Here is a 25456-nt window from a genome sequence, read left to right as displayed (position 1 = left end):
CGAGGCCGCGGCGGGGGCAGCCGGTGCGGGCGCAGCGGCAGGGGCGCGCGCGGCCGGGGCTGCGGGTGCCGCCTGGGGCAGCACGCGCTTCTTCACCACCTCGACCTGCACGACCTTGCTGCGGCCGTGGCTGAAGCTCTGCCGGACCGAGCCTGCATCGACGGTCTTGCCGAGCTCAAGCCGGCCCCGGCTCAAGCTGAGCCTGCCCTTGGCCGCGTCCTGCTCGTTCGTGTCACTCATGCGTTCAGCCGGTCCCGTCCCAAGTCCTGAAGTCGTCATTCGTTCCATCATCGTCGCCGGAGGCGGCATCGTCGCCACGCATTCCGGCCAGCCTGCCCGCCTCGGCCAGCACCAGATCTGCCAGCCTGCCCGGGGCGAGGGCCACATGAACCACATGCTCGCGGCCGAAGGCGGCACCGAGCGTGGCGGCATCGAGCGGCGCGATCGCCCTGACCGTGCTTCCGGCCAGGAGCTTCCGCCGCCCATCGGCCGCGCCGTCACGCGCCGTAAGCACCAGCGCGGCACGCCCGGCCACGACCCACTCCTTGGCCTTGACGAAGCCGCACACCGCCTGGCCGGCACGACGGGCGAGGCCCAGCGTATCGGCCACGCGACGCTCGAGCCCCGCAACGACCGCGGCACCAAGGCCTTCCGGCACGCGCGCTTCCGCCCTGGCGGCACGCGAGAACAGGCGCTTCGCGCGCGCTTCTTCTAGCACAGCGGCCCCCGCGCTCAACCACATTCCCCGGCCGGGCAGCCTTGCGGCAAGGTCAGGCACCACCGTTCCGTCGGGGGAAAGGACGAAGCGGATCATCCCCTCCTTCGGCTGCACCCGGCGGGTGACGAGGCAGCGGCGCAGCGGGCCGCGGACGTCGCCGTCCTCGAGCTCCGCCTCCCCGGCCATCGCGAGCGGAGACCCCATCAAATCGACCCTCAGCCCTGCTCCCCGGCCGCCTCGCCCTCGCTCTGGGCCTGGGGCGCGGCATCCTCGCCCTCGAACCAGTGCGCGCGGGCCGCCATGATCACGGCGTTCGCCGTCTCCTCGTCCATCGCGTCGGCGCCGAGGATCTCGATCAGCTCGTCCGAGGCGAGGTCGGCCAGGTCGTCGAGCGTCTTCACCCCCTTCTCGCCGAGCTTGACCAGCATGGCGGGGTTGAAGGTCTCGAGCGCGGCAACCTCGTCGGTCACGCCGAGCTCCTGGAAGCGGGCGGTGAGCTTGGCGTCACGGTCGGAGATGAAGGCCTCGGCGCGGCGCTTGAGCTCGGTCGCGATCGCCTCGTCGAAGCCCTCGATCTCGGCGAGCTCCTCGAGCGGCACGAGAACCATCTCCTCGACCGTTGTGAACCCCTCGGTGACGAGAAGGCCGGCGATGACGTCATCGACGTCGAGCGCCTCGACGAACAGGGCGGAGCGCCGGCGGAACTCCTCCTGACGACGCTCGCTCTCCTCGGCCTCCGTCATGATGTCGATGTCCCAGCGGGTGAGCTGGGAGGCGAGGCGGACGTTCTGGCCGCGGCGGCCGATGGCGAGCGAGAGCTGGTCGTCCGGCACCACGACCTCGATGCGCCGGCCTTCCTCGTCGAGAACCACCTTGCTCACCTCGGCCGGGGCGAGCGCGTTGACGACGAAGGTCGCCGGGTCGGCAGACCAGGGGATGATGTCGATCTTCTCGCCCTGGATCTCCTGCACCACCGCCTGCACGCGCGAGCCGCGCATGCCGACGCACGCGCCGACGGGGTCGATCGAGCTGTCGTGGGAGAGCACCGCCATCTTGGCGCGCGAGCCGGGGTCGCGCGCGACCGCCTTGATCTCGATGATGCCGTCGTAGATCTCGGGCACTTCCTGCGCGAACAGGCGGGCGACAAAGTTCGGATGCGTGCGCGAGAGGAAGATCTGCGGGCCCCGCATCTCCTCGCGCACGTCGTAGATGTAGGCGCGCACGCGGTCGCCGTTCCGGAAGCTCTCGCGCGGGATCAGCTCGTCGCGGCGGAGAAGCGCCTCGGCCCGGCCGAGATCGACCATCAGGTTGCCGTACTCGGTGCGCTTGACGATGCCGTTGACGATCTCGCCGACGCGATCCTTGTACTCGTTGAACTGGCGCTTGCGCTCGTACTCGCGCACGCGCTGGACGATCACCTGCTTGGCCGTCTGCGCAGCGATCCGCCCGAAATCGATCGGCGGAAGCGGGTCGACGATGAACTCGCCGATGCCGAGGCCTGGCTTGATCTTCTGCGCGATCGCGTAGGGGATCTGCGTCGCCTCGTTCTCGACGGTCTCGACCACCTCGGTCCAGCGCGAGAGCTTCACCTCGCCTGTCTTGCGGTCGATCGTCGCGCGGATGTCCTTCTCATGGCCGTACTTGGCGCGGCCGGCCTTCTGGATGGCCTGCTCCATCGCCTCGAGCACCTCGTCGCGGTCGATCGACTTCTCGCGCGCGACGGCATCGGCGACCTGAAGCAACTCGGGTCTTGCGATGGCGATGTCCATGGGGCTGGTCCTTGGTCCTTGTCGGGTTCAGTTCGCGAGTTCAGTTCTTGGGCTGTCCGGGCCGCGTGGCCTCGATCAGCGCATCGGTGAGCACGAGCCTGGCGGATCGGACGGCATCGAGCGGCAGCGATACCTCCGTGCCGTCCTCGAGGCGGAGCCTGCCGGCCGCGCCATCGAGCCCGAGCACGGTGCCGGTGAACCGCTTCCGCCCGTCGAGCGGGACGGCCATCTCGACGCGGGCGAGGTGCCCGGCCCAGCGCGTCCAATCCTTCGCCCGCGTCAGCGGCCGGTCGATGCCTGGCGAGCTGACCTCGAGCACGTAGGCCGACTTGATGGGGTCCTCGACATCGAGGATGGCGGAGACGGAGCGGCTGATCGCCTCGCAATCGTCGACGCCGATGGGCGCCTCGTCCGTCCTGTCGGCCATGATCTGAAGCGTCGGCCGTTCCTTGCCGGAGAGCCGGACGCGGACGATCTCGTAGCCCATCGCCAGGATCGAGGGCGCGATGAGCGCGAGCACGCGCGCCTCCACCCCTTCGTGGCGCGGCAGCGTATGGGCGAGATCGGGTGCAAGGCTTTCAGCCAAAACAAAAAAGGCGGCCCGCGAAGGCCACCCCCCATCAGCGTGGAAGATGTTGGATCGACGGCTGACATACGCCTCCGGCACCGCGATTGCAAGGGCGTTGGGGCACCAGTTGCCGAGGCGGCTAGCACGAACGGCAGAGAAACTCGCTGCTCCAATGCTGACTCATGAAGGCCCCGAAGCTAGCTAAACTCCTTCGGTCCCGATTCGGTCATCCAATGGTTGACGAGATGAACTTCCGCGAAATCGACGTGAATTGGATCTACGCCTTCCTCAAGGAATGGCAGACGCTGATCGCTGCGCTTATCGCGCTCGGAGCAGCTTACTGGACCGTACGAATGATGCGTAGGCAGATCGAACAGGCCGCCCAGCACGAACGGGAACGCAATCGTGCGCGTTACACAGCGGCCCGAGCGATGCTGCCATTAGCGTTAGCCGACGTAATGGAATGGATTGGAGCACATGCTGAGACATATAAGTCAGCCAGACCGAAGACGTATCCGAAACACCTTGAGAAACCATATCCAAAAAACGGCGTCATTCCAGAAATAAATCAACAAACGCTAGCATCTCTTGAAAAGATGCTCACTGCTGAAGATAATACTGTCATTCAAAATATTCTTTCTGACATTATTCACGACTATCAAATCGTTCGATCAAATTGGATTTCACACGTGAACTCTGACAAAGATGACTCATTTCTTGAAGCAACCAGAGACACTGCTTTGGCACGAGCAGCTTACTTATATGCACGTGTTGCGCTGCTTTATCCATACGCCCGGCGCGAAGCATCCGTGGTGGATGAAGCAGAAATGCCCAAAGCATTGAACAACGCTACGTTCCTTCTCTGGGGTGCGGAAGAGTACCCGGACGCGTATGAGACGGCCCAAATGATATTGGCTAAACGGAGTGAACGGATTGTCGCTCCACTGGCCTCACGCCCCTGATCGTTCCGGATAGAGATCGAGAGATATGCCCCTGAAAGCCGCCATCGTCCCCGTCACGCCACTGCAGCAGAACTGCGCCATCCTGTGGGACCCCGAGACGAAGCGCGGCGCGGTCATCGACCCGGGCGGCGACGCCGAATGGGTGGCCGACCGCATCGCCGAGCACGAGGTTCAGGTCGAGCACATCCTGCTCACCCACGGGCATATCGACCATGCGGGCGGGGCGGCGCTGCTCAAGCGGCTGCTCGGCGGCGTGCCGATCGTCGGGCCTGGCATCGCGGACAAGTTCCTGCTCGACGAGCTGCCGCAATCGGGCCTCCGCTTCGGCATCCCCGACGCCGAGGCCGTCACGCCCGATAGGTGGCTCGAGGAAGGCGAAACGCTCCCGATCGCCGGGCGGGACTTCGCGGTGTTCCACTGCCCCGGCCACACGCCGGGCCACATGGTGTTCGTCGACGTTCCGGGGAAGGTCGCGATCGTGGGCGACGTTCTGTTCCAGGGCTCGATCGGGCGGACGGATTTTCCCTATGGCGACGGGCCGGCGCTGGTGAAGGCGATCCGCACCAAGCTTTTCCCTCTGGGCGACGACATTGCCTTCCTCTGCGGCCACGGGCCCGGCTCGAGCTTCGGCGCCGAGCGGCGCGCGAACCCCTTCGTCGGTGACCGCGCCGGGCCGCTGCCCTAATAGATATCGGGCTCCGGCGTCGCCTCCGTCCCCTCGAGGAACCGCACGTCGCAGCCCTCGTCTGCCTGCGTGACGTTCTCGATGTAGAGCTTCGTCCAGCCGCGGGCGTAGCGCGGCGCGGGCGCGGTCCATGCGGCGCGGCGACGTTCCAGTTCCGCATCGTCAACCAGGAGATCGAGCTTCCTGTTCGGCACGTCGAGGCTGATCAGGTCGCCGTCACGCACGAAGGCGAGCGGGCCGCCAACCTCCGCCTCGGGTGCGACATGCAGCACGCAGGTGCCGTAGCTCGTGCCGGACATGCGCGCATCCGAGATGCGCACCATGTCGCGCACGCCCTTCTCGAGAAGCTTCTTCGGCAGAGGCAGCATGCCCCACTCGGGGAAGCCTGGGCCGCCCTTCGGCCCGCCGCGCTTGAGCACGAGCACGCTGTCGGGCGTGACGTCGAGCGCGGGGTCGTCGAGCCGCTTCTTGAGGTCGGCATAGTCCTCGAACACCACGGCCGGGCCGGTATGGACGAGAAGCTTCGGGTCGGCCGCGGCGGTCTTGATCACCGCACCGTTCGGCGCGAGCGAGCCGCGCAGCATCGCCATGCCGCTCTCGGGCTGGAGAGGGTCGTTCAGCGGGCGGATCACCCGGTCGTCGAACACCTCCGCGCCTTCGATGTCCTCGCCGATCGTCCTGCCTGTGATCGTTCCTGCAGAGAGGTCGAGGAAGGGCGCGATGCGGTTGAGGAAGGCGCGGCTTCCGCCGGCGTAGTGGAAATCCTCCATCAGGTACGTGTTGCCGTTCGGTCGGAGATCGGCGATCAGCGGCACGCGCCGCGCGATCTCGTCGAACCGCTCGAGGTCGAGCATGAGCCCCGCGCGGCGCGCAACCGCGATCAGGTGAGGGATCGCGTTGGTCGAGCCGCCGAAGGCCATCGCGGCGGCGACGGAATTGTCGATGCTTCCCTGGCTCAGCATCCGCGCGGGCGTCAGGTCCTCCCACACCATCTCGACGATGCGCCGACCCGTCGCGGTCGCCATGCGCGGGTGCCCGGCGTCCGCCGCCGGGATCGAGGAGGCGCCGGGAAGGGTGAATCCGAGCGCCTCCACAGCCAGCATCATCGTCGCAGCCGTGCCAGCGGTCATGCACGTGCCGAAACTCCGCGCGATCCCGCCCTCCATGTCCTTCCATTGCGCCGGCGTGATGTTCCCCGCGCGCAGCTCGGCATGGTACTTCCACACGTCGGAGCCTGAGCCGAGCGTGTTGCCGCGCCAGTTGCCGCGCAGCATGGGCCCCGCCGGCACGAAGGCGAAGGGAAGGCCCGCGCTGATCGCTCCCATCACGAGCCCGGGCGGCGTCTTGTCGCAGCCGCCCAGCAGCACGAGCCCGTCGCAGGGTTGGCTGCGTGCAAGCTCCTCCGTCTCCATCGCGAGGAGGTTCCGGTACAGCATCGAGCTCGGCTTCATGTACTGCTCGGTCACCGGATGCGCCGGCAGTTCCACCGGGAAGCCGCCCGCCTGCAGAACGCCGCGCTTCACCTCCTCCGCCCGCGTGCGGAAGTGGATGTGGCAGGGGCTCAGCTCGGACCAGGTGTTGATGATGCCGATGATGGGCCGGCCGCGGAAATCCTCCTCCGACAGGCCCATCTGCAGGAGCCGCGAGCGGTGGCCGAAGCTGCGCAGGTCATCGACGCCAAACCAGCGGTGGCTGCGCAGCTCATGCGGTTGCTTCCGTCGCGTCGCGTCGGTCATCAGGCGCTTCCTCCGTTCCCTCGCTCCTGATGTATCACACCCAGCGGCCGTGTCAGCCTTCCGCGCCGACCACCATCCGCCGTGCCGGAGCCGCCTCTCCGGCCGGGATGGCGGCGTACATGTCCTTCACCGCCTCGATCAGCACGACGCCGCCGAGGCGTGGGGCGAAGCGGCGCCCGGCACGCTCCCACGCTCCGGCGCCGCGCAGAACCGCCCGCCACGGCAGCGGCGGGGCGAACAAGGCGACGTCGCGCCGCACCACGCGAAGCATCACCGAGCCGAGAAGCCGCTCGATCTGCCCCTGCGAGTAGGGGTGGCCGTGGCCGAAGGGCGTGCTCTCCGCATAGGCCCACCAGCCTGTGCGGGAGGGAACGACGACGAGGAGATGTCCATCGTCCTTCAGGACGCGCCAGGCCTCGCGCAGCGCCCGCCGCGCGTTCTCGGCATGCTCGAGCGCATGCACCATCAGCACGCGGTCGAACGCGAGGTCGGGGAAGGGAAGCCGGTCCTCCTCCGCCACGGTGGCGAGGCCGGCGCGATGGCGAGGCCAGCGCTGCGCGCCCATCCCCGCATAGGTGCAGGCGGCCGTCCGATCGCCCGGCGCCTTCCAGATGCGGAGATACGGCATCGGGTAGCCGAGCCCGAGCAGGGAGGAGCCCGGCCGGATCGGCCAGAGCGCGGAGAGCCGGGCACGCAGCATGCGCGTTGCCAGGTGCCCGAGGGGGCTTGCGTAGAACCGGCGGAGCTGGGCGATCTCGTGTCCAGGCACATGCATGGGCGTGAGGTTAGCACGGCGTTGGCCGGCCAGCCCCCCGGTGCTACTCATGGCCCATGCAGACGCTCGAACTGACCCCCATTGCCTGCCTCTCCGACAATTACGCCTGGCTGCTGCGCGACCCGGGCACCAACACGGTCGCGATCGTCGACCCGGGAGAGGCGGAACCGGTCGAGAAGGTGCTGGCCGCCCGCGGCTGCGGGCTCGACCTCATTCTTCTCACCCACCACCATGGCGACCATGTGGGCGGCGTCGCGGCGCTCAAGGCGGCCCATGGCGCGGCCGTTCTCGGTGCGTCGGCGGACGCGCACCGCCTCCCCGCGCTCGACCGTGGCCTGAAGGAGGGGGACCGCGTGGCCGTGGGCAATGCCACGGCGGTGGTGCTCGACACGCCGGGGCACACGCGCGGGCACATCTCGTTCCACTTCCCGGCCGAGGCGATCCTGCTCTGCGGCGACACGCTGTTCAGCCTCGGCTGCGGCAGGCTGCTCGAGGGCACGCCGGAGGAGATGTACGCCTCGCTCCGGAAGTTCGCGGTGATGCCTCCCGAGACGCGCGTCGCCTGCGGCCACGAATACACGCTGTCGAACGGGCGTTTCGCCCTCTCGGTTGACCCGGACAACGCCGCGCTCAAGGCGCGCATGGCCCAGGCGGAGGCTGACCGCGCCTCCGGCGAGCCGACGCTTCCGGCCCTGCTCGGGGACGAGTTCGCCGCCAACCCGTTCCTCCGCGCCCCCGACGTCGCCACGCTGGCGAAGCTGCGGACGGCCAAGGACGATTTCCGCTGAGAGACCATCCGCCAATACTACTGCCGCAGCCGCTTGGCATCGATTTCCTGCGCTTCCGGTGCTCACGGCCCTCGAGGCCGCTGCGCGCCGGTTCTCGGACCCCGCGCCATACGACTCACGGCAACGAAGTCCCAAACGGCCTCTGACCCTCGCTGACCCCAACAACAAGGAAATGCCCACGGTGATGAAGCTCTCCTACTCGCCCGCGAGTCCGTATGTGCGGAAGGTGATGGCCTGCGCGATCGCCCGCGGCATCGATGGCCGCATCGAGAAGGTGCCGACCAATCCGCACGTCTCGCCAGAGGAACTCCTCAAGCTGAACCCGCTCTCGAAGGTGCCGACGCTGCTGGGCGAGGATGGCGTCGCCTACTTCGACAGCCCCGTGATCTGCGAGTATCTCGACACGGTGGGCGATGCGCCGACGCTCCTGCCCGATGCCGGGCCGGCTCGCCTCAAGGCGCTGCGCCAGCAGGCGATCGGCGACGGCATCATGGATGCCGCCGTCGCCTGCCGCGGCGAGAGCCAGAGGCCGAAGGAGGAGGCGCGCGACGCGGTGATGGCGCGCCACAAGGCGGCCGTCTCCCGCGCGCTCGACCTGCTCGAGCGCGAGGTCGATGCCCTATCGGGGCCGCTGACCCTCGGCTCGCTCGGCGTCGCCTGCGCGCTCGGCTACCTCGATTTCCGCTTCGCGGCCGATGCGTGGCGCGAGGGGCACCCGAAGCTCGCGACCTGGTACGAGAGCGTCGCGAAGCACAAGGCTCTGGCCGACACCGCCCCGGTCGGCTGACCGTCCGGCCGCGGCGATGGACCTGCGCGACCCGGCAACGAGCGCCGACGCGGTGATCGCCGCGCTCGGCCTCGCGCGGCACCCCGAGGGCGGCTGGTATCGCGAGACCTGGCGGGATGCGCCGGCGGACGGGTCGCGGGGCGCCGGCACCGCGATCCTGTTCCTGCTCAAGGGTGAGGAACACTCGCACTGGCACCGCGTCGATGCCGCCGAACTCTGGCACTGGCACGGCGGCGCGCCGCTCGTGCTCACCCTCTCGCCGGACGGCCATGACGCCGAGGCGCAGCATCTCGGACCCGATCTCGGCGCCGGACAGTTGCCACAGCGGATCGTTCCGGCACGCTGGTGGCAGACCGCGGCAAGCCTCGGACGATGGACGCTCGTCGGCTGCACGGTGAGCCCCGCCTTCCACTTCGAGGGGTTTGAGCTCGCCCCGCCCGACTGGCGGCCCGTGCCGCGCGAGGCCGGGCGGCGATGATCGCGCGGCGCGCCGCACTTCTCTCCGCGCTCGCGCTTGCCGCCTGCGCAGCCCCGCAAGCCGCCCACTTTCAGTCGATGCTCTATCTGGGCCGCAGCATGCCAGGCGGCGGCATGGTCGACGATGCAGCGCTCGCACGCTTCATCGAGGAGGAGGTGCTGCCGCGCGCGCCCGAGGGGTTCACGCTTCTCGACGCCACGGGGCACTGGCGCGACACCGCGACAGGCGAGACGGTGCGCGAGCGAACCGCCGTGCTCGTGCTTCTGCACACGCCCGCGCGACGGGCGATGGTGCACGAGATCGCCGACGCCTATACGCGGCGCTTCGGTCAGCAATCGGTCCTGCGCGTCGAGACACCGGCGGAAGCGCGCTTCTAACGCGTCCTGGCCGCCAGCAGCGCCCCTCCCGCCACGAGTGCGCAGGCGATCAGAAGCGTCGGCGCGAGCGGAGCGCGGCCGGCGAGAACGAGCCACAGAGTCGAGAGCACCGGCGTGAGATAGGACAGCACGCCGAGCAGGCGGAGATCGCCATGCTTGGTGCCGTGGTCCCACGCATAGAAGGCGAGGCCGACGGGGCCGAGCCCCATCGCAAGGACCAGCGCGAGCGTGCCGGCATCGGGCCGCACCGTCGTCTCGAAGGCGAGATGGGCGGGGACGGCAAGCAGCGCGGTGGCGATGCAGAACCCCGCAACGGCGTCCGATGGCACCGTCCCGAAGCGCCGGTTCAGCACCGAATAGATCGCCCAGGTGAAGGCGGCCCCGAGGGCGCAGAGGTAGCCGGCGAGGTTGTCCAGGGCAAACCCCGCCCCCGAGCCGATCGCGAGCACGCAGCCGCCGAAGCCCAGCGCGGCGCCCGCGAGGTGCCGCGCGTGCAGCCGCAAGCCGCCGATCAGCCCGGCGAACAGGACGATCAGCAGCGGCCACAGATAGTTCACGAGGTTGACCTCGACCGCGGGCGCGAGCGCGAAGGCGGCGAAGTAGAGCGCGTGGTAGCCGAACAAGCCGGCGACCGAGAGCGCCCAGGCCCCGATCGGCACGGGCTGCCACACCCGGGAGCCCCGCAGCGCGACCGCCACGAGCCCTGCGGCCCCGCCGATCGCGAAGGTCATGGCGACGAGCTGGAACGGCGGAATGGGCCCCGCCAGCACGGTTAGCACGGCGAGCGAGGACCACAGCGCGACGGCCACCGAGCCGATGGCGGTCGCGCGCAGGGCGGGCGACATGGGCGTGTCCTTTCGCCGCGGCCTCTCGCGCGCCGCGGCCCCGCCGTCAAGGTCGTCCGAAAAGCCGCCCGAGAAGCCGGCCATCGATCGCGGCGAGGCCCGCGGCGATCAGCACGAAGCCCGCGAGGTGTCGCAGCAGCAGATCCTCGCCGAGCAGGAGGACGCCCAGCAGCACCGCGACGACGGGGATGAGGAAGGTCACGAGAAGGAGGTTCGTGGCGCCGGCGCGGGCGAGGATCCGGAAGAACAGGATGTAGGCGAGCGCCGTCGAGAACACCGACAGCCCCGCCACGGCGGCGAGCACGGCGGGCGACGGCATCGGCAGCGTCCATGGCGCTTCGACGAGCAGCGCCACGGGCGCGACCATGAGGCCGGAGGCGGTGAGCTGGCCTGACGCCAGCGCCAGCGGGGCGATGCCGCCAAGTGCCGCGCGGGCGTAGGCGCCGGAGAACGCATAGAACAGCGCGGCGAGTAGGCAGGCGCCTTCAGCGAGCCAGTCCCCCGCGCCGGCGAGCGCGGACGGGCCGACGAGAACGGCCACACCGGCGAAGCCCGCGACGACGCCGCCGACGCGGTTTCCCGTCAGCGCCTCCTGGCGGCAGAGATGGGCCACGATCACGCCGAGCACGGGCGTGGCCGCATTCAGGATCGAAGCGAGGCCGACGGAGATGCGCGTCTGCGCCCAAAAGATCAGGCAGAACGGAACGGCGTTGTTCAGCAGCGCCATCACCGCGAGCCGCGGCCAGAGAGAGGGCCTCAGCGGCACGCCCGAGGCGATGCGGACGGCGTGCAGGAGCACCGCCGCGACGAGAAGGCGCGTCATGACCAGTGTGAGGGGCGTCACTTCCCTCAGCGCGAAGCCCGCGAAAACATAGGTTCCGCCCCAGAGGCAGGCGAGCGCACCGAGCATCAGCGCGGCTGCGCCATCCATCCTCTGCGGCTTCGGCATCGTCATGGCCGAGGCCTACCATCCTTCGGCGCGGCGGCCCATGGCGGCGATTGCGCTCGATGTGCCCGATTGCGTTCGGAAGCCCCGCGCGCGCAGGATAGGCGAAACGACAACGGACCGATCCGGGACAGGAACAAGATCATGGCGCGGTACAGGATCCTCTCCCTCGACGGCGGCGGCGCGTGGGCGATGCTCGAGGTATGGTCGCTGATCCAGGCCTATGGCGCGCACACGCGCGGGCACGACGTGCTCGCCGAGTTCGACCTTGCGGCATCCAACTCCGGTGGCAGCCTGGTGCTCGGCGGGCTGCTGATGGACATCACGCTTGCCGAGCTGATGGAGCTGTTCCGCGACGAGGCGCGCAGGCGGCAGATCTTCGCTGGAGGCGGGAACTGGCCGGCGCGGTACCGCTGCGAGGGCAAGCTCGCCGGCCTGCGCGCCATCCTGGGCCCGACGGACATGGCCCTGCCCGAGGTCGCCTCGCGCATCGGCAACCGCGGGCGCAAGCTGCCGCACGTGATCATCGCGGCCTATGGCGTCGAGAGCGAGAAGGGCATCCTGTTCCGCTCGGACCTCAACGCCCCGGCCGCGCCGATCGAGCCGGCAGACGCGCCACGGCTGCCTTCCATCACGCTCGCCGAGGCGATCCACGCCTCCTCGAACGCACCGGTTCTCTACTTCGACGACGTCGCGCGCACGCGCGCGGGCAATTGCTGGGACGGCGCCATCGCCGGCTGGAACTGTCCCGCGGCGGTCGCCGTCGTCGAGGCGCTGACCTATGGCTGGCGGGCCGACGAGATCGCGCTTCTCTCGCTCGGCACCGCCAACGTGCTCGCGCCCGACAAGCCCCTGCCGCCCTCGAGCGACGATGTCGGGCTGAAGCTCCGCCGCCTCGGTGCGGAGGTTGGCATGATGCTGCGCGCGATCCTGAAGGAGCCGGCGAACGGCGCCCCCTTCCACGCGCATGTGATGCTCGGCGGCGCGCTTCCCACCAATGCGCGCGATGCCATCACCGACGGCCCCGTCGTGCGGCTGAACCCGATGCCCGGCCCGACGACGACCGACCCGCCCCACGCGGTTCTCGCGAAGCTCGACATGGATGCGGTGCTGCAGTCCGAAGTCGCGATCATCGAGCGTCTCGGCCAGCGCTGGCTCTCCGGCCAGGTACCGAACGAGCCGGTGCGCATGCAGCGCACGACCGGGCACCCCGATATCGGCCACCGCACCGCCACCGAAGCCCTCGCCGCCTGGGCAGCGCTCGCGCCTCGGCGGGTCTAGCCGCCGCGGCGCCGGGCGCGGCGGATCATCGCCCAGGCGCCGATGAGAACGACGTTGCAGACCGCGACGCCGAGGAAGGCGGGCACGAGATGGTAGAGCGCGCCTTCCGGCGTGAACACGACGACGGTCCAGAGGATCTTGGCGAGGACCATCGTGTTGATGACCACGAGTCCCCATCCGGGCGAGCGATGCCAGAACGCCAGGGCAAGGGCCGCGAAGCTGAACGGGATGAGCAGCGCCATCGCCACCTTGCCGAATGACCAGGGCGCGAGAAGGTAGGCCTTCTCCGCAGCGAGGAGTTCGAGCGCCATCGGCGACGGGACTTCGGGGGCGGGAAACCAGGCCATGCTGGTTACGAGCGCGACGAGGGAGAGCATGATCCCGGCAAGGCTGCGCCGCCAGGCAAACCAGCAGAACGGCAGAAGCAGCACCGGCCGGATGTACCAGCTCCACTCGTTGTGGTGCCTCGCCCAGGCCCAGGCGATGATCTCGGAAACGACCTCCTGCACGCTGTGCGGGCCAGGCGCTGCGAGCCGCTAGGGCTGCCGCTCGTAGAACGGGTCAAGCGGCACGCGCCATGTGTCGGCCAGGACATGCGTCTGAGCAGACAGCGCGACGATTGCCAGAACCTCGCCGAGCATCTCGCGGCTCATCCCCTTCGCCTTGGCCGACGCGGCGTGGCTCGCGGTGCAGTACTCGCAGCCATGCGCCATGGCGGCCGCGAGGAAGACGAGTTCCTTGGTCAGCGGGTCGAGCGCGCCGGGGCCCATCACCTCGCGCATGTCGTCCCAGATGCGCCGGAGCGTCGGCGGATGGTTGGCGATCGCCTTCCAGAAATTCGTCACATCCGGAATGTTCCGAGCAGCCTTGATCTCGTCATAGACGGCGCGAACCTCGTCCGGCGCCTCGTCGTACTGGATGAGCTTCGGCATCACGCGGCTCCCGGAAGCGGGCGATAGGGAAGCCCCGCGAAGCGTGTGCCGTAGAGCGTGACGTCGCGCCAGACGTCGCCGGAGACGTAGGGGTCGTCCGCCATCCAGGACCGTGCCGAGCCGTCATCGGCCGCGCGGATCACCGCGATGGAGCCGACCATCTTCCCGGCGTCATCGAGAATCGCGCCGCCGAAGGCGAGCATGCCGCTCTCGGCATGCGGGCGGACGCGGGCGAAATGCGCCTCTCGCACGGCCAGGCGGCGGTCGAGCGCGCCGTCATCCCGCCCGTCCCAGGCGACGATGACGGTGTGCGTCCGCTCCGCCGGTGGCGGCGCGCCGGGCACGGTCAGCGGCCGATACGGCAGCGCGGCGATGCGGAACGGATGCACCTCGTGGCGCACCCACACGCCCTCGGTGGCGAAGGGCTCGGCCGCGAGATAGGCATCGACGACCGATGGGTCATCGCCCGAAAGAACCATCAGCGAGCCGACGATCCGGCCGGCGTTGTCGAACAGCGGCGCGCCGAGGGCGAGGCGCCCATCCTCGGCCATCGCGGTGATCAGGTCGAGATGCGCCTGGCGCGCGGCGGAGCGGCGTGCGGCCGCGCCGCTGTCGCTTCCGTCGAAGGCGAGGAGGGCTAAGGCCACGGCCGGGCTCAATACATGTGCTGGCCGCCGTTGATCGACAGCGTCGAGCCGGTGATGAAGGTCGCGTCGTCGGCGGTCAGGAACGCCACGCCTCGGGCGATGTCCTCCACCGTGCCGAGGCGTCCGACGGGGATCTTGGCGACGATCTTCTCGAGCACGTCGGGCGGCACGGCGCGGACCATGTCGGTGTCGATGTACCCCGGCGCGATGGCGTTCACCGTGATGCCGCCCCGCGCGCCTTCCTGGGCGAGCGCCTTCGTGAACCCGTGGATGCCGGATTTCGCGGCGGCGTAGTTCACCTGGCCGTACTGGCCGGCCTGGCCGTTGATCGAGCCGATGTTCACGATGCGGCCGAACTTGCGCGAAGACATGCCCTCCCACACCAGCTTGCAGAGGTTGTAGCAGGAGCCGAGATTCGTATCGATCACGGCGTCCCACATCTCGCGCGTCATCCTCTTGAGGGTTCCGTCGCGCGTGATGCCGGCGTTGTTGACGAGGATCTCGATCGGCCCGACCTCGGTCTCGATCGTCGCCACCGCCTCCTTGCAGGCCTCGAAATCGGCCGCGTCGAACTTGTAGACCTTGCAGCCCGTCTCGGCGGCGAAGGCCTTCGCGGCCTCGTCATTGCCGGCATAGGAGGCGACCACGGTGCGCCCCTGGGCCTTCAGCGCCTTCGAGATGCCGGCTCCGATCCCGCGCGTTCCCCCGGTGACCAATGCGACGCGTGCCATGTGACCCGATCCTCCCTGATGTGCAGAGCGGCGCCTTTGCAGCGCTCAGGACCCAAGCCTCGCGCGTGGCGCGCCGGATCACAAGGGGTTCGGCGCACCTCGCCTCCGGCAGCTTCCGGAAAGTTCCGGAAGGGTCCGGCGATGGGCGCGGAAAGCCGATCTCGCCATTGTGTCGGCGCAACGAACGCGCGGCATGGGCCGCGCCGCAGACGGAGACGACCATGGAACGCGACGACCTTGCCTCCCCCCGCCCCGGGCTCGCGGGGCTCCTCCGGTCCGGCCTGATCGCCGGCCTGATCGCGCTTGGCGCCGGGGAGGCCGCAGCGCATCGGCCGGACGCACGGCCCCAGCCAGCCGCCGCGCCGCCGGCCGCCCTTGCGGAGCTTCGCGAAGCGCTCGCGAAGTACCGCGACCCGTTCGTGGCGGTCAGGGACGGGTATTTCTCGACCGTCGGGTGCGTGGTGTACCCGGAAGGCGGAATGGGGATCCATTTCCTCAACCCGGGGCTGATCGGGCCGGTCATCGATCCGGCGAAGCCGCAGATCCTGCTCTACGAGCCGGACAGCGAGGGCAGGCTGGAGCTCGTTGGTGCAGAATGGTTCGTGCCGCTGGCAACCGGTGTTTCCGAGCGGCCGAGCCTTCTCGATCAGCCCTTCGATGGGCCGATGGAAGGGCACGAGCCGCTGATGCCGCGCGAGCTGCATCACTACGACCTGCATGTCTGGCTGTTCCGCGACAATCCGGCGGGCCTGTTCAACGCGATCAACCCGACCGTCGATTGCCGCTACTCGCCGCAGCGGATCATGGAAGGCCCGCCGCCGATCGTGGCGCATCGCTGAGCCCTGGCAAGCCGCCCGTGGCGCTCTCGGAACGATGCGCGCGGGCAAGACTCTTCTCACTCTGCCACCTGCGGCTGTGGCAGCATCCCGGCTGGGCGGACACCTCCTCGTGCCTTCCGCCCAGCATGGGAGAGAAACGCATGAGCACATCCCTCACCGCCCCCTCGCGGCGCGCCTTCCTGTCCGCCGCGAGTCTCGCCGCGGCCGGCGCCATTGCCGGCCCCGCATCCGCCCAGCGCAGCTACGGGCCGGATGCGGCGCCCACGCGCTACCCTGACCCGGACATCGTCTCGATCGACCCGAAGCGCTTCCGCGCGAAACTCGGCAACACGGCGATCCAGCGCCTGCACACGGGCATGGGCTGGGCCGAGGGGCCGGCCTGGCACGCGACGGGCCGGTTCCTCGTGTGGTCGGACATCCCGGCGAACGAGGCGCTGAGGCTCACCGAGGAGGACATGAAGGTCAGCCGCCGCTTCCGCTCCCCCTCCGGCTTCTCGAACGGCAACACCTTCGACCGCGAGGGGCGGCAGATCGCCTTCCGGCACTTCAACCGCGACGTGGTTCGCTACGAGCCGAACGGCAGCACCACCGTGCTGGCAGACCGTTCGCCTGACGGACCGTTCAATGCTCCGAACGATGGCGTCGTCCACCCCCAGGACGGCTCGATCTGGTTCACGGACCCCGGCTACGGCGCGCTGATGGACTACGAGGGCGAGCGCGTCCGGCAATCGGCCGAAAGCCCCCGCCCGTTCCAGAAGGAGGCGGTGTGGCGCATCGACGCGCAGTCAGGCAGCGTGACCAAGGTGGCCGACGATCCGTTCAAGCCGAACGGTCTCGCCTTCAGCCCCGACTATCGCCGCCTCTACGTGGCCGACACCGGGAAAAGCCACTACGAGCAGGCGAAGAACATCATCTGGGTCTACGACGTCGTCGAGGGCGGGCGGGTGCAGAACCCCCGCACCTTCGCCGACATGACGCTCGACGGGAAGGCCGGCTTCGCGGACGGCATCCGCGTCGACGAGGACGGCAATGTCTGGTCGTCAGCCGGCTGGGTGGGCGACGGCTATGACGGGGTGCACATCTTCGCCCCGAACGGCGACCGCATCGGCCAGATCAGGCTTCCCGAGATCTGCTCGAACGTCTGCTTCGGCGGGGCACGGCGGAACCGCCTGTTCATGACGGCGAGCCAGAGCCTCTACACCGTGATGGTGGAAACGCGCGGCGCGCATTTCTGCTGAGGGTGCCCGTTCCCCCGCGGTCCCTCTCCTCCGCTTCGGGGGAGAGGGACAGGGCGAGGGGGTGCGCCGCCGTCACCCGCCGGTGATCACCGCCTCGGGGATCTCGAACCGCTCGACACCGATGCGAATCAGAAACAAATCGGCCGACATCTCGTGCGCCACAGCCGCCGCGGCATCCGACCGCACGGGCTTGCCACCTTCGAACGTGATCTGCCGCGCCGCCCCGCTCGGCAGCGTGACCGTGACCGTCGCCTTCCCCGCCCCCTCGCGGCGCACAGCGAAGGCACAGGCGCGCGAGGGCTGCCCGGCCTCGCCAGCGCAAGGGATCTCGCCCGTCGCATCGGGCCGCCGCGCCGCACCACCGCCGACTTCCACCGTCAGTGTGTAGCGTGAGGTCTCGTTCCGCCGCGCAGCGTTGCGCATGAGGTAGACGAGAATTGCGTACTCGCCGCTCGCCGGCGCAACGCCCTGGAAACGATCGCCGCTCATCGAGCCGACATGCAGCGCCTCGGCGGCACCGGCGAGGCTGACGTTCATGTAGGCGCTGCGGTTGGTCGCCTCGAGCGACACGGCGATGCGCTGGCCTGCCTCGGCGGTGACGAGGTAGCGCACGTCGCGGTCGCCGTGCAGCGTGCCCGTGAGGCGGGCGCCGGCCGTTGCCTCCGCGGGCGGGATCCTTACCGTGCGAGGCTCCTGCCCGGCCGCGGGACCGGCGAGGAGCGCGGCGAGCGCCGCGGCTATGAGGCCGCGGCGCAAGGTGCTGCCGCTCACCCCCGCTCGACGCACATGGCAATGCCCATGCCCCCGCCGATGCAGAGGGTGGCGAGCCCCTTCTTCGCGCCGCGGCGGGCCATCTCGAACAGAAGCGTGTTCAGCACGCGCGCGCCCGATGCGCCGATCGGGTGGCCGAGCGCGATCGCTCCGCCGTTCACGTTCACCTTCGCAGGGTCCCAGCCGAGATCCTTGTTCACGGCGCAGGCCTGCGCGGCAAAGGCCTCGTTCGCCTCGATCAGGTCGAGATCCTCGACCTTCCAGCCGGCCTTCTTCAGCGCAAGCCGCGAGGCAGGGATCGGGCCCGAGCCCATGATCGCCGGGTCGACGCCGACCGTCGCCCAGGAGACGATCCTCGCCATCGGCGTGATGCCGCGCTTGGCTGCCTCCGCCGCGCTCATCAGCACCACGGCGGCGGCACCGTCATTGATGCCCGAGGCGTTTCCTGCCGTGACGGACCCGTCCTTCGCAAAGGCCGGGCGAAGCTTGGCGAGGATCTCGAGCGACGTCTCGGGCTTCGGATACTCGTCGTTCTCGACGACCACGTCGCCCTTCCGTCCCTTCACCGTTACCGGAACGATCTCGTCCTTGAAGCGGCCGGACTTCATCGCCTCGCCGGCCTTGCGCTGGCTCGCGACGGCGAACTCGTCCTGCTGCTCGCGGGTGATCTGCCACTGCCGGGCGACGTTCTCGGCGGTCGAGCCCATATGGTAGCCGTTGAAGGCGTCCCACAGCCCGTCCTTGATCATCGTGTCGACCATCGCGAAGTCGCCCATCTTCACGCCGGCGCGAAGCTGTGCGCAGTGCGGCGCCTGGGTCATGCTCTCCATGCCGCCGGCGACGACGATCGAGGCATCGCCGGTCTTGATCGCCTGGTAGCCGAGCGCGACGGTGCGAAGCCCCGAGCCGCAGAGCTGGTTGATGCCGTAGGCCGTGCGCTCCTGCGGCACGCCGGCTGCCATCGCCGCCTGGCGGGCGGGGTTCTGCCCGGCGCCCGCGGCGAGGATCTGGCCCATCACCACCTCGTCCACCTCCTCGGCGGAGACCTTCGCTCGCTCGAGCGCACCCTTGATCGCTGCGGCGCCGAGGGTGTGGGCGGGAAGGCCCGCGAAGGCGCCATTGAAGGCGCCGACAGGCGTGCGGGCAGCGGAGGCGATCACGACATCGGTCATCGTGCGGTCCCTTCTCTTCTGACTGGAGTGGCGTTCCTTGGGGGGCAGAGTGCCCCGGCTCCGCCGCGGCGCACAAGCGCGCCGGCTACAGCCCTGCAAGCCAGGCGGCGAAGGGCCGCCACAGCGCCGCCTCGGCGCCCGAACCGGCAACCATGCCGATATGCCCTGCCGCGGGCTCGTGCAGCACCGCGCCCTCGATCAGCCCGCCGAGGGGGCGTGCGCTCTCCGGCGGAACGATCCTGTCGCGCCCAGGCACGGCGACGAAGGCGGGCATGGCAAGCGCACGGGGGTCGACCGTCATGCCGGCGACGGACCAGGCAAGCCGCCCGGGCTCGTTCCGCCCGTACCAGCCGCCGATGCATTCGCGCGCGACCGGGGCGGCCAACGGCACGCCGTCGGCCAGCCAGTCCTCGAGCGCCACGAACAGCCGTGCGCGGGCGCTGTCCTGCGCGAGCCGGCCGAAGGCGCGGAACTTCGCGGCGATCCCGAACGGGTCGAGGGCTGTGAACAGGATCTGCAGGCCATCGACGGGAACGGCGTCGTGAAACGCCATGGCCGGTTCGAGGAGGGGAAGCAGCATCGCCGCCGTGCGCGCCCGGTCGGGGTCGCCGGCATGGAAGTCCCAGGGTGTGGCAAGTGCTGCGAAGCCGCGCACGAGCTCGGGACGCCGCAGCGCAGCGGCGAGCGCGAGGAGCCCGCCCATGCAGTAGCCCGCGAGAACGACAGGCCCGCCGGCGATGGCCGCGGAGGCCGCAAGCGCGCGCTCGAGCCGGCCGGCGATCACGTCGGTGAGCCCGAAGCCGCGCTCGGCCTCGCCCGGCCAGCCCCAGTCGAGCAGCAGCGGGCGATGGCCGCGCGCTGCAAGGTATCGCAGGAAGCTCGCCTCCTCGGTGAGGTCGAGCACATAGGCGCGGTTGACGAGGGAGGGAACGACGAGAAGCGTCGCCCCGCCGGCGGCGCGGCCAGGCGCGGTGGCGCCATAGTCGAGAAGCCGCGATCCGCCCTCCGCCCAGAGGGGGGGAGGGTCGGCCAAGCTCCGTACATAGGGATGGCGGCGATACGCGGCGATGCCGGAGATGAAGGCGGCGTCCTGCCGCGTCAGCTCGGCCAGAACGGCGGTGGGCAGTGCGCCGGGGTCAAGCCCCGCCGCGGCGAGGCCGCTTGCGATCCGGGCCGCCCGCTCCGCCGCCTCGGCGCTGCTCCAGCTCCGCGATCCGCTGCTCGATGCCGTCGAGCCGGTCGAGAACGCGTTCGAGAAGGCGCTCAATGCCGCGCTCTGCACCGCGGTCTGGCGCCACCCCGCCAGGAGAAGGTGCAGAAGCAGCGGGCGCGGGCCGCGGCGCCTGAGCGGGCCAGGCGGGATGTGCCCCGGGATGGGTCCAGAGCCAGGGGGCGGCGGCGAAGCGGTCATCGCCCACGCCTCGGGGCATGAGGCCGAGGCCGGCGGCCGCCGCGCCGGCCCAGAGAGAGGCCAGTCGCGCCCAGGTTTCCGCCGTCTCGGGATCTGCGGCCAGCGCGGTCAGTTCGCTCTGCCAGAGCTCGATCCAGTCGCGCGCGAGCCGGGCAAGCTCCTCCGCGGCCAGGGGTGCGCCGCTGCCCGGCGGGGTTCCCCGGCTGTGTCCGGGCGCCTCGCCACCCGGCGCATTGCCCTCGCTGCCCTTGCTGCCGTCCATACCCCTCGCCCATCGCGGGGCCGAAGCCTACGCGCGACGCTGTCAACGCGGAACCCCGGCCCGGGCATTGCCGCACCGCCGTTGCCGGGTCGAGAATAATGCGCTGCATCCTTGCGGGCGTGCTAGCATGCAGTGCAGCAATATACGAGGAAACGGGGACCCAGCATGGCCGATCCTGCCCGCGCCACCGGAAACGCACCCCCCGAGGACGGCACGGCCGAGACGCCGACACCCAGCCACCCCGTGGTGGTGAAGAAGTACGCCAACCGCCGCCTCTACAACACCGAGGCCTCCTCCTACGTCACGCTCGACCACCTCGCGCAGATGGTGAAGGACGGCCGCGAGTTCGTCGTCTACGACGCCAAGAGCGGCGACGACATCACCCGCCAGGTGCTGACGCAGATCATCGTCGAGGAGGAGGCGAAGGGCTCGAACCTCCTGCCGATCGGCTTCCTGCGCCAGCTCATCAGCTTCTATGGCGACAGCCTCCAGGGCCTCGTCCCGAGGTATCTCGAACAGTCGATGTCGGCCTTCGCGCGGCAGCAGGAACAGATGCGCCGGGCGATGCAGCAGACGATGGAAGGCTTCTTCCCCTTCTCGATGGAAGAAGTCAGCAAGCAGAACATGGCGATGATGGAGCGTGCGTTCTCGCTGTTCGCGCCCTTCTATCGCGGCCAGGGCCAGCCGGGGTCGGGCGAGCCCGGCACGCCGCCGACGCAGGACGAGACGGCCCAGCTCGCCGCGCTGAAGGCCGAGCTCGAGATCCTGAGGGCCGAGTTGGCGAAGATGGGCAAGCAGGCGCGCTGAAGCGCCGGTCCTGACAGCGCCAAGCCTGACAGCCAACGGGGCGGAAGACGAACCGGGCGGGCACCTCGCGGTACCCGCCCGGATGCCCTCGGGGCGTCTCGTCGGTTGGTCGGAGTGAGAGGATTCGAACCTCCGGCCCCTGCGTCCCGAACACAGTGCTCTACCAGGCTGAGCTACACTCCGGCAGAAGCGCCCCAAGGGAAGCAGGGGCGCTGTATAGGACCGGGCTCCGCCTTCGGCAAGCGCCGCCCGCTCAGGTCAGGTCGGCTTCCGTATGGCTGCCTGGCGCGAGCGTCGCGAGCAGCGGCAGCACGGCCTCGGCCCCCTCCGCCACGGCGTAGAGCCGGGGCGTGTCAGCGGCAGCGAAGCCCATCGCCATCGCCGCCTCGATGGCGCCAATGAGCGGCGCGGCAGAGCCTGCGACGTCGCAGAGGATGATCGGCTTGTCGTGCAGGCCGAGCTGCCGCCAGGTGATGATCTCGATCGTCTCGTCGAGCGTGCCGAGCCCGCCGGGAAGCATCACGAAGGCATCCGCCCGCTCGGCCATGATCATCTTGCGCGCATGCATCGTCGCGGTCTCGATCAGCTCCGTGACACGGGCATGCGCGACCTCGCGGCGATGCAGGAAGGTCGGGATCACGCCGGTGACCGCGCCACCAGCATCGAGGCAGGCATCCGCCAGCACGCCCATCAGCCCGACGCGCCCGCCGCCATAGACGAGCCGGATGCCGGCCCCGGCGAACGCGCGGCCGAGGGTGACCGCTGCCTCGCGATGGCGCGGGTCATGTCCGAAACGCGAGCCGCAGAACACGGCGACGGCGCCGAACCTGCCCATCAGCGCCCCCCGCCCGTCGCCAGCCGCGGGTTTGCATCGGCGAGACGGATGCGCATCATCGACAAGACGGATGGATCGGTGGCATGCCGCGAGAGCGAGTCGCGCAGTGCAGCCTGTATCGTTCCGCCGCGGGGCCGGCCCGGCCGGCGAACCGCACCAAGGAGCGATCGTTCAAGAGGGTTCGAGACAGCATGCGCTTTCCTGCCATGACCGGCCGACTGATGCTCGGCGCCGCCGCCGCCATCGTCGCCGTTCCACTCGCATTCGCCCAGGCCGAGGTGATCGCCGAACGCAAGGACGGGTTCAAGGCCATGGAGCAGAACATGGAGCAGATCCAGCGGATCCTGCAGACGCGCCAGCCCGTGGCCGGCGCGGTCGCGCCCGCGCGCGCCATCGCCGAGCACGCGCCGCGGATCAGGACGCTTTTCCCCCCCGGAAGCGATCGCGGCGACACCCGTGCCCTCCCCACGATCTGGTCGGATCGGGCAGGATTCGAGCGCGCGGCCGACACCTTCGAGACCCAGGCGCAGGCGCTTCTCGCCGCGGCCGAAGGCGGCGATGCGCGGACCCTCGGCAGCGCCCTCGACGCGACCGGCCAGGCGTGCCTCGCGTGCCATCGTCCCTATCGCCAGAGGCGCTGACGCAGCGATCGGCACCTGGCCTCAAGCAAGGGTGACGACGCCGCGGACGGCCGCCGCCGACAGCCCTAGAAGCAGCAGCGCCCGGAGCGGCCCGGCAAGGGCGGGAGGCGACGCATCGCGCGGCAGCGCCTTCCGTCCCGTCACCATCGCCTCCACCAGCCGGTGCCGCAGGACGAAGCGGTAGAACAGCGCCGCAGCGATGTGCAGGCAGACCATGACAATCAGCACGTCCTTGATCGTGTAGTGCCACGAGGTGATGCGGTCCGACATCGCCTTGCCGACGAAGCGGAACAGCGGGCCGCGGAACAGGACGTCGTCATTGGCGAAGAGGCCGGTCACCGCCTGCGCGCCGACCAGCAGAAGCAGCGCGAGCACGGCCCAGCCGCCGAGGGCGTTGTGGCCCGCCTCGCGGTCGGGGCTGCGGCGGAGCATGTGGCCGAGATGGCCAACCACCCCGCGCGGTCCCTTCACGAAGTGAACGAAGCGGGCATTCTCGCTGCCGAGCAGGCCCCAGAGGAGTCGCCAGACCACCAGCGTCAGGATGGCGTAGCCGCAGAGGGCGTGCAGCGCCATCTCGTGCAGGTTGACAGTGACGACCGAGCCGATCAGCAGGAGGACGAGAGACCAGTGGAAGATCCGCGTCGGCAGGTCCCAGACAAGCACCTCGCGCAGCTCCGCGCTGTGCCCCGGCGCCGCTCGGCCCTCACCCATCCAGTGCTCCCTTGTTCCGCGGCCGCGCCGCGCCGCAGCCAGTATGGCAACTCCCGGCGCGTGCGGCCAATTTCGTGAGGCCGATCCTCCCCGAGGCCTGGATCGCGGCGGACTGGCAGCCCCCGGCGATCGCCTTCGCCGCCTCGGTCGCCGCGAGCCTGCTGCTCGCAGCGCTGGGCCGACGCCGCCAGGCGGGGCTCGCCGCCGCGTCGGGGCTCCTCGTCGCGCTGTTCCTGGTTTTCGGCGTGCGCATGGTGACGCCGAGGATGCTGCCGGAGCGGCTTCCCTGGCTCGTGCTTGCCGCCACGACGCTTGGGCTCGCGGGCGACATGCTCGGCCTTCGCGGCGCGGCGCTCGCTGCGGTGTCGGGCCTCGCGGCGGCCGCGGGGGCGTGGTTCATGCTTGGCGCACCGCGCGCGCTGCCCGACCTCGCCCGCATCGCCGCCGAGGCTCTGCCGGTGCTCGTTGCCTTCGCGGTGCCGCTGTGGCAGCTCGTTCCGGGCAGGGCGGGCCTCACGGCTTGCGCCTCGGCTGCGGCAGCCTGCGCCCTGCTCGCCGCCGGCCTGCATCTCGCGGGAAGTGCCACGCTGTTCCCGGGGCTCGCGCTCGCTGCGGCTGCTGCCGGTCTCGGCGCGGTGCTTGCGGGGGCAGTGCTCGCGGGCTCGGGCACCGGGCTCGCCGGCAGCTTCGCCCTGGCTTCCGCGATCGCCGGCATCGCCGTGGCCGCGGGGCTCGCGCAGCGGGCCGTGCCCGTGTGGCTCGCCTCTGCCGCGCCGCTGGCCGGGCTGGCCCTCGCACCGATGGCCGCCCGCCTCCTGGGGCTCGGACAGGCCCATCCGCTGGGCGCGGCACTGGCGGTGCTCGGGGCGGGCAGCCCTCTCGTCCTGCTCGCATGGCTCGGTGGGCGTGGAGGGTAGCGCGCCCTCCGTCCGCTTCTGGTGTATCCTGTCGCGCCGGTGTCACGGGGCCGGCCTCGGTGAAAGACAAGCGTCGATGCGTTTCGTTCTGGTTGGCGTGCTCGGACTGATCATCGCCGGCTCGGCGGTGTGGATCGCGCGCGAGGAAATGGCGTCCGAGCCCGTGGCTCCGCCGATGACGAGCCGAGAGGCGCCTCCCGCCCCTCCACCGGCGACCACGCAGGCAGCCCTCCCCCCGCCACCGCCGCCGCAGACCGCCGCCCCGCCTGCGCCGCCCGCCCCCCCACAGGCGGCAGCTCCGGTCCGCCCGAGCTTCGACATCGTTCGCATCGGCGTCCGTGGCGTCGCGGTGCTTGCCGGGCGCGCCGCGCCCGACGCCGAGATCATCATCTTCGACGGCGAGGTCGAGATCGGCCGAGCCCGGGCGGACCGGCGCGGCGAATGGGTCTTCGTCTCCGCCACGCCGCTTCGGCCGGGCGGGCGGGAACTCTCGCTTCGCGCCCGCAACAGCGACGGCAGCGTGACCGAGGCGGCGAGCACGGTGGTGCTGGTCGTTCCGGAGCCGGAGCGCAATGTGGCCGGCCAGCCAGCGCAGGGCCAGGCGGCGGCCCCCCTGGCGCTGCTCGCGCCGCGCGACACGCAAGGAGAGCTGCGCGTGCTCCAGGCCCCCGCCCCGCCCCCGCCCACTCCGCAGGCAGCGCCCACTCCGCAGGCAATGCCCACACCGCAGGCGGCTTCCGCGCCGGTGCAGGCAATCGAGCCAGCACCGCCGGCCTCGCCCCAGCCGTCGCCGCAGCCTGCCGCAGCGCCTGCCGCCCAGGTCGCCG

30 protein-coding genes, 1 tRNA gene and 1 pseudogene are annotated in these 25456 nt (G+C 70.2%); 13 read left to right on the top strand and 19 right to left on the bottom strand.

Annotation, left to right across the window (positions count from 1 at the left end):
- From FIF60_RS18895 to rimP, 4 genes are all read right to left on the bottom strand, one after another.
- On the bottom strand, positions 1–240 hold a 240-nt coding region (locus FIF60_RS18895; protein WP_144299841.1), incomplete at its 3' end, for a translation initiation factor IF-2 associated domain-containing protein.
- A 4-nt stretch (positions 241–244) separates the two neighbouring features.
- Positions 245–922, bottom strand: coding sequence for an RNA-binding protein (locus FIF60_RS18890; protein WP_239451712.1), 678 nt, complete (start codon positions 920–922; stop codon positions 245–247).
- A gap of 11 nt (positions 923–933) precedes the next feature.
- Positions 934–2487, bottom strand: a complete 1554-nt coding sequence (nusA, locus tag FIF60_RS18885) for a transcription termination factor NusA (protein WP_144299840.1) — start codon at positions 2485–2487, stop codon at positions 934–936.
- A 40-nt stretch (positions 2488–2527) separates the two neighbouring features.
- Positions 2528–3073, bottom strand: a complete 546-nt coding sequence (gene rimP / locus FIF60_RS18880; RefSeq protein WP_144299839.1) for a ribosome maturation factor RimP — start codon at positions 3071–3073, stop codon at positions 2528–2530.
- A 227-nt stretch (positions 3074–3300) separates the two neighbouring features.
- On the opposite strand from rimP, the gene FIF60_RS18875 reads away from it, so the two are divergent.
- Positions 3301–4017, top strand: coding sequence for a hypothetical protein (locus tag FIF60_RS18875; RefSeq protein WP_144299838.1), 717 nt, complete (start codon positions 3301–3303; stop codon positions 4015–4017).
- A 25-nt stretch (positions 4018–4042) separates the two neighbouring features.
- A complete protein-coding gene (locus FIF60_RS18870) occupies positions 4043–4702 on the top strand; it encodes an MBL fold metallo-hydrolase (protein WP_144299837.1) in 660 nt (219 codons plus the stop codon).
- Here FIF60_RS18870 and araD read toward each other — a convergent pair.
- Together araD and FIF60_RS18860 are read right to left on the bottom strand one after the other, a co-directional pair.
- On the bottom strand, positions 4699–6438 hold the full coding sequence (gene araD, locus FIF60_RS18865; RefSeq protein ID WP_144299836.1) for an L-arabinonate dehydratase: 1740 nt from the start codon (positions 6436–6438) through the stop codon (positions 4699–4701). The genes FIF60_RS18870 and araD overlap by 4 nt on opposite strands.
- 52 nt (positions 6439–6490) lie before the next feature.
- Positions 6491–7264 carry a class I SAM-dependent methyltransferase gene (locus FIF60_RS18860; RefSeq protein WP_239451711.1) on the bottom strand — a complete coding sequence of 258 codons (774 nt, stop codon included), beginning with the start codon at positions 7262–7264 and terminating at the stop codon, positions 6491–6493.
- A gap of 5 nt (positions 7265–7269) precedes the next feature.
- On the opposite strand from FIF60_RS18860, the gene gloB reads away from it, so the two are divergent.
- The 4 genes from gloB (at position 7270) to FIF60_RS18840 (ending at position 9643) form a co-directional block, all read left to right on the top strand.
- Positions 7270–8001: a hydroxyacylglutathione hydrolase gene (gene gloB / locus FIF60_RS18855; RefSeq protein ID WP_144299835.1), complete on the top strand. Its 732-nt coding sequence runs from the start codon at positions 7270–7272 to the stop codon at positions 7999–8001.
- Positions 8002–8185: 184 nt separating this feature from the next.
- A complete protein-coding gene (locus FIF60_RS18850) occupies positions 8186–8788 on the top strand; it encodes a glutathione S-transferase N-terminal domain-containing protein (RefSeq protein ID WP_144299843.1) in 603 nt (200 codons plus the stop codon).
- 16 nt (positions 8789–8804) lie between these two features.
- Complete coding sequence (locus tag FIF60_RS18845) at positions 8805–9266, top strand: cupin domain-containing protein (RefSeq protein WP_204251255.1); 462 nt, start codon at positions 8805–8807, stop codon at positions 9264–9266.
- Positions 9263–9643: a DUF3574 domain-containing protein gene (locus FIF60_RS18840; protein WP_144299834.1), complete on the top strand. Its 381-nt coding sequence runs from the start codon at positions 9263–9265 to the stop codon at positions 9641–9643. Before FIF60_RS18845 ends, FIF60_RS18840 begins: the two co-directional genes overlap by 4 nt.
- Here the strand turns inward: FIF60_RS18840 and yddG are convergent.
- Both yddG and FIF60_RS18830 read right to left on the bottom strand, forming a co-directional pair.
- Positions 9640–10488 carry an aromatic amino acid exporter YddG gene (gene yddG / locus FIF60_RS18835; RefSeq protein WP_144299833.1) on the bottom strand — a complete coding sequence of 283 codons (849 nt, stop codon included), beginning with the start codon at positions 10486–10488 and terminating at the stop codon, positions 9640–9642. The genes FIF60_RS18840 and yddG overlap by 4 nt on opposite strands.
- 46 nt (positions 10489–10534) lie before the next feature.
- Positions 10535–11443 (bottom strand): DMT family transporter, encoded by a 909-nt coding sequence (locus FIF60_RS18830; protein WP_204251254.1) that lies wholly within the window; start codon positions 11441–11443, stop codon positions 10535–10537.
- Between the two features lie 135 nt (positions 11444–11578).
- On the opposite strand from FIF60_RS18830, the gene FIF60_RS18825 reads away from it, so the two are divergent.
- Positions 11579–12715 (top strand): patatin-like phospholipase domain-containing protein, encoded by a 1137-nt coding sequence (locus FIF60_RS18825; RefSeq protein ID WP_144299832.1) that lies wholly within the window; start codon positions 11579–11581, stop codon positions 12713–12715.
- On the opposite strand, the gene FIF60_RS18820 is transcribed toward FIF60_RS18825, so the two are convergent.
- The 4 genes from FIF60_RS18820 to phbB are packed head-to-tail and all read right to left on the bottom strand — an operon-like array spanning position 12712 to position 15025.
- Positions 12712–13224 carry a hypothetical protein gene (locus FIF60_RS18820; RefSeq protein WP_144299831.1) on the bottom strand — a complete coding sequence of 171 codons (513 nt, stop codon included), beginning with the start codon at positions 13222–13224 and terminating at the stop codon, positions 12712–12714. The genes FIF60_RS18825 and FIF60_RS18820 overlap by 4 nt on opposite strands.
- A gap of 27 nt (positions 13225–13251) precedes the next feature.
- Positions 13252–13647, bottom strand: a complete 396-nt coding sequence (locus FIF60_RS18815) for a carboxymuconolactone decarboxylase family protein (RefSeq protein ID WP_144299830.1) — start codon at positions 13645–13647, stop codon at positions 13252–13254.
- Complete coding sequence (locus FIF60_RS18810; protein WP_239451710.1) at positions 13647–14294, bottom strand: YciI family protein; 648 nt, start codon at positions 14292–14294, stop codon at positions 13647–13649. Before FIF60_RS18810 ends, FIF60_RS18815 begins: the two co-directional genes overlap by 1 nt.
- Before the next feature lie 8 nt (positions 14295–14302).
- On the bottom strand, positions 14303–15025 hold the full coding sequence (gene phbB, locus FIF60_RS18805; RefSeq protein WP_144299828.1) for an acetoacetyl-CoA reductase: 723 nt from the start codon (positions 15023–15025) through the stop codon (positions 14303–14305).
- A gap of 221 nt (positions 15026–15246) precedes the next feature.
- Between phbB and FIF60_RS18800 the strand changes: the two genes are divergently transcribed.
- Together FIF60_RS18800 and FIF60_RS18795 are read left to right on the top strand one after the other, a co-directional pair.
- Positions 15247–15864 (top strand): hypothetical protein, encoded by a 618-nt coding sequence (locus FIF60_RS18800; RefSeq protein WP_144299827.1) that lies wholly within the window; start codon positions 15247–15249, stop codon positions 15862–15864.
- 140 nt (positions 15865–16004) lie between these two features.
- On the top strand, positions 16005–17102 hold the full coding sequence (locus FIF60_RS18795) for an SMP-30/gluconolactonase/LRE family protein (protein WP_144299826.1): 1098 nt from the start codon (positions 16005–16007) through the stop codon (positions 17100–17102).
- Between the two features lie 72 nt (positions 17103–17174).
- Here the strand turns inward: FIF60_RS18795 and FIF60_RS18790 are convergent, their stop codons facing one another.
- The 4 genes from FIF60_RS18790 to FIF60_RS22175 form a co-directional block, all read right to left on the bottom strand.
- Positions 17175–17873 carry a hypothetical protein gene (locus tag FIF60_RS18790; RefSeq protein WP_144299825.1) on the bottom strand — a complete coding sequence of 233 codons (699 nt, stop codon included), beginning with the start codon at positions 17871–17873 and terminating at the stop codon, positions 17175–17177.
- Positions 17870–19045, bottom strand: a complete 1176-nt coding sequence (locus tag FIF60_RS18785) for an acetyl-CoA C-acetyltransferase (RefSeq protein WP_144299824.1) — start codon at positions 19043–19045, stop codon at positions 17870–17872. Before FIF60_RS18785 ends, FIF60_RS18790 begins: the two co-directional genes overlap by 4 nt.
- Positions 19046–19130: 85 nt before the next feature.
- Positions 19131–20078 (bottom strand): alpha/beta fold hydrolase, encoded by a 948-nt coding sequence (locus FIF60_RS18780; protein ID WP_456305159.1) that lies wholly within the window; start codon positions 20076–20078, stop codon positions 19131–19133.
- A gap of 103 nt (positions 20079–20181) precedes the next feature.
- The gene (locus tag FIF60_RS22175; RefSeq protein ID WP_239451709.1) at positions 20182–20718 is read right to left on the bottom strand and encodes a hypothetical protein; all 537 of its coding nucleotides are present in this window, start codon (positions 20716–20718) and stop codon (positions 20182–20184) included.
- 165 nt (positions 20719–20883) lie between these two features.
- Between FIF60_RS22175 and phaR the strand changes: the two genes are divergently transcribed.
- Positions 20884–21525, top strand: coding sequence for a polyhydroxyalkanoate synthesis repressor PhaR (gene phaR, locus FIF60_RS18775; protein ID WP_144299822.1), 642 nt, complete (start codon positions 20884–20886; stop codon positions 21523–21525).
- 106 nt (positions 21526–21631) lie between these two features.
- On the opposite strand, the gene FIF60_RS18770 is transcribed toward phaR, so the two are convergent.
- Both FIF60_RS18770 and FIF60_RS18765 read right to left on the bottom strand, forming a co-directional pair.
- Positions 21632–21708 (bottom strand) — tRNA-Pro (locus FIF60_RS18770).
- Positions 21709–21778: 70 nt separating this feature from the next.
- Positions 21779–22360, bottom strand: a complete 582-nt coding sequence (locus FIF60_RS18765) for an LOG family protein (protein ID WP_144299821.1) — start codon at positions 22358–22360, stop codon at positions 21779–21781.
- 191 nt (positions 22361–22551) lie between these two features.
- Here FIF60_RS18765 and FIF60_RS18760 point away from each other — a divergent pair, with 191 nt between their 5' ends.
- Positions 22552–23001 carry a c-type cytochrome gene (locus FIF60_RS18760; protein WP_158639300.1) on the top strand — a complete coding sequence of 150 codons (450 nt, stop codon included), beginning with the start codon at positions 22552–22554 and terminating at the stop codon, positions 22999–23001.
- A 21-nt stretch (positions 23002–23022) separates the two neighbouring features.
- On the opposite strand, the gene FIF60_RS18755 is transcribed toward FIF60_RS18760, so the two are convergent.
- On the bottom strand, positions 23023–23712 hold the full coding sequence (locus tag FIF60_RS18755) for a cytochrome b/b6 domain-containing protein (protein ID WP_144299819.1): 690 nt from the start codon (positions 23710–23712) through the stop codon (positions 23023–23025).
- A 74-nt stretch (positions 23713–23786) separates the two neighbouring features.
- Between FIF60_RS18755 and FIF60_RS18750 the strand changes: the two genes are divergently transcribed.
- Complete coding sequence (locus FIF60_RS18750; protein ID WP_144299818.1) at positions 23787–24629, top strand: hypothetical protein; 843 nt, start codon at positions 23787–23789, stop codon at positions 24627–24629.
- A gap of 76 nt (positions 24630–24705) precedes the next feature.
- Positions 24706–25456: pseudogene (locus FIF60_RS18745) on the top strand (hypothetical protein); the annotation flags it as partial.

Origin of the sequence: Elioraea rosea, assembly GCF_007644105.1 — a bacterium.
Classification (GTDB): Bacteria; Pseudomonadota; Alphaproteobacteria; order Acetobacterales; family Acetobacteraceae; genus Elioraea_A; species Elioraea_A rosea.
This window is presented reverse-complemented; position numbering and strand designations above follow the sequence as displayed.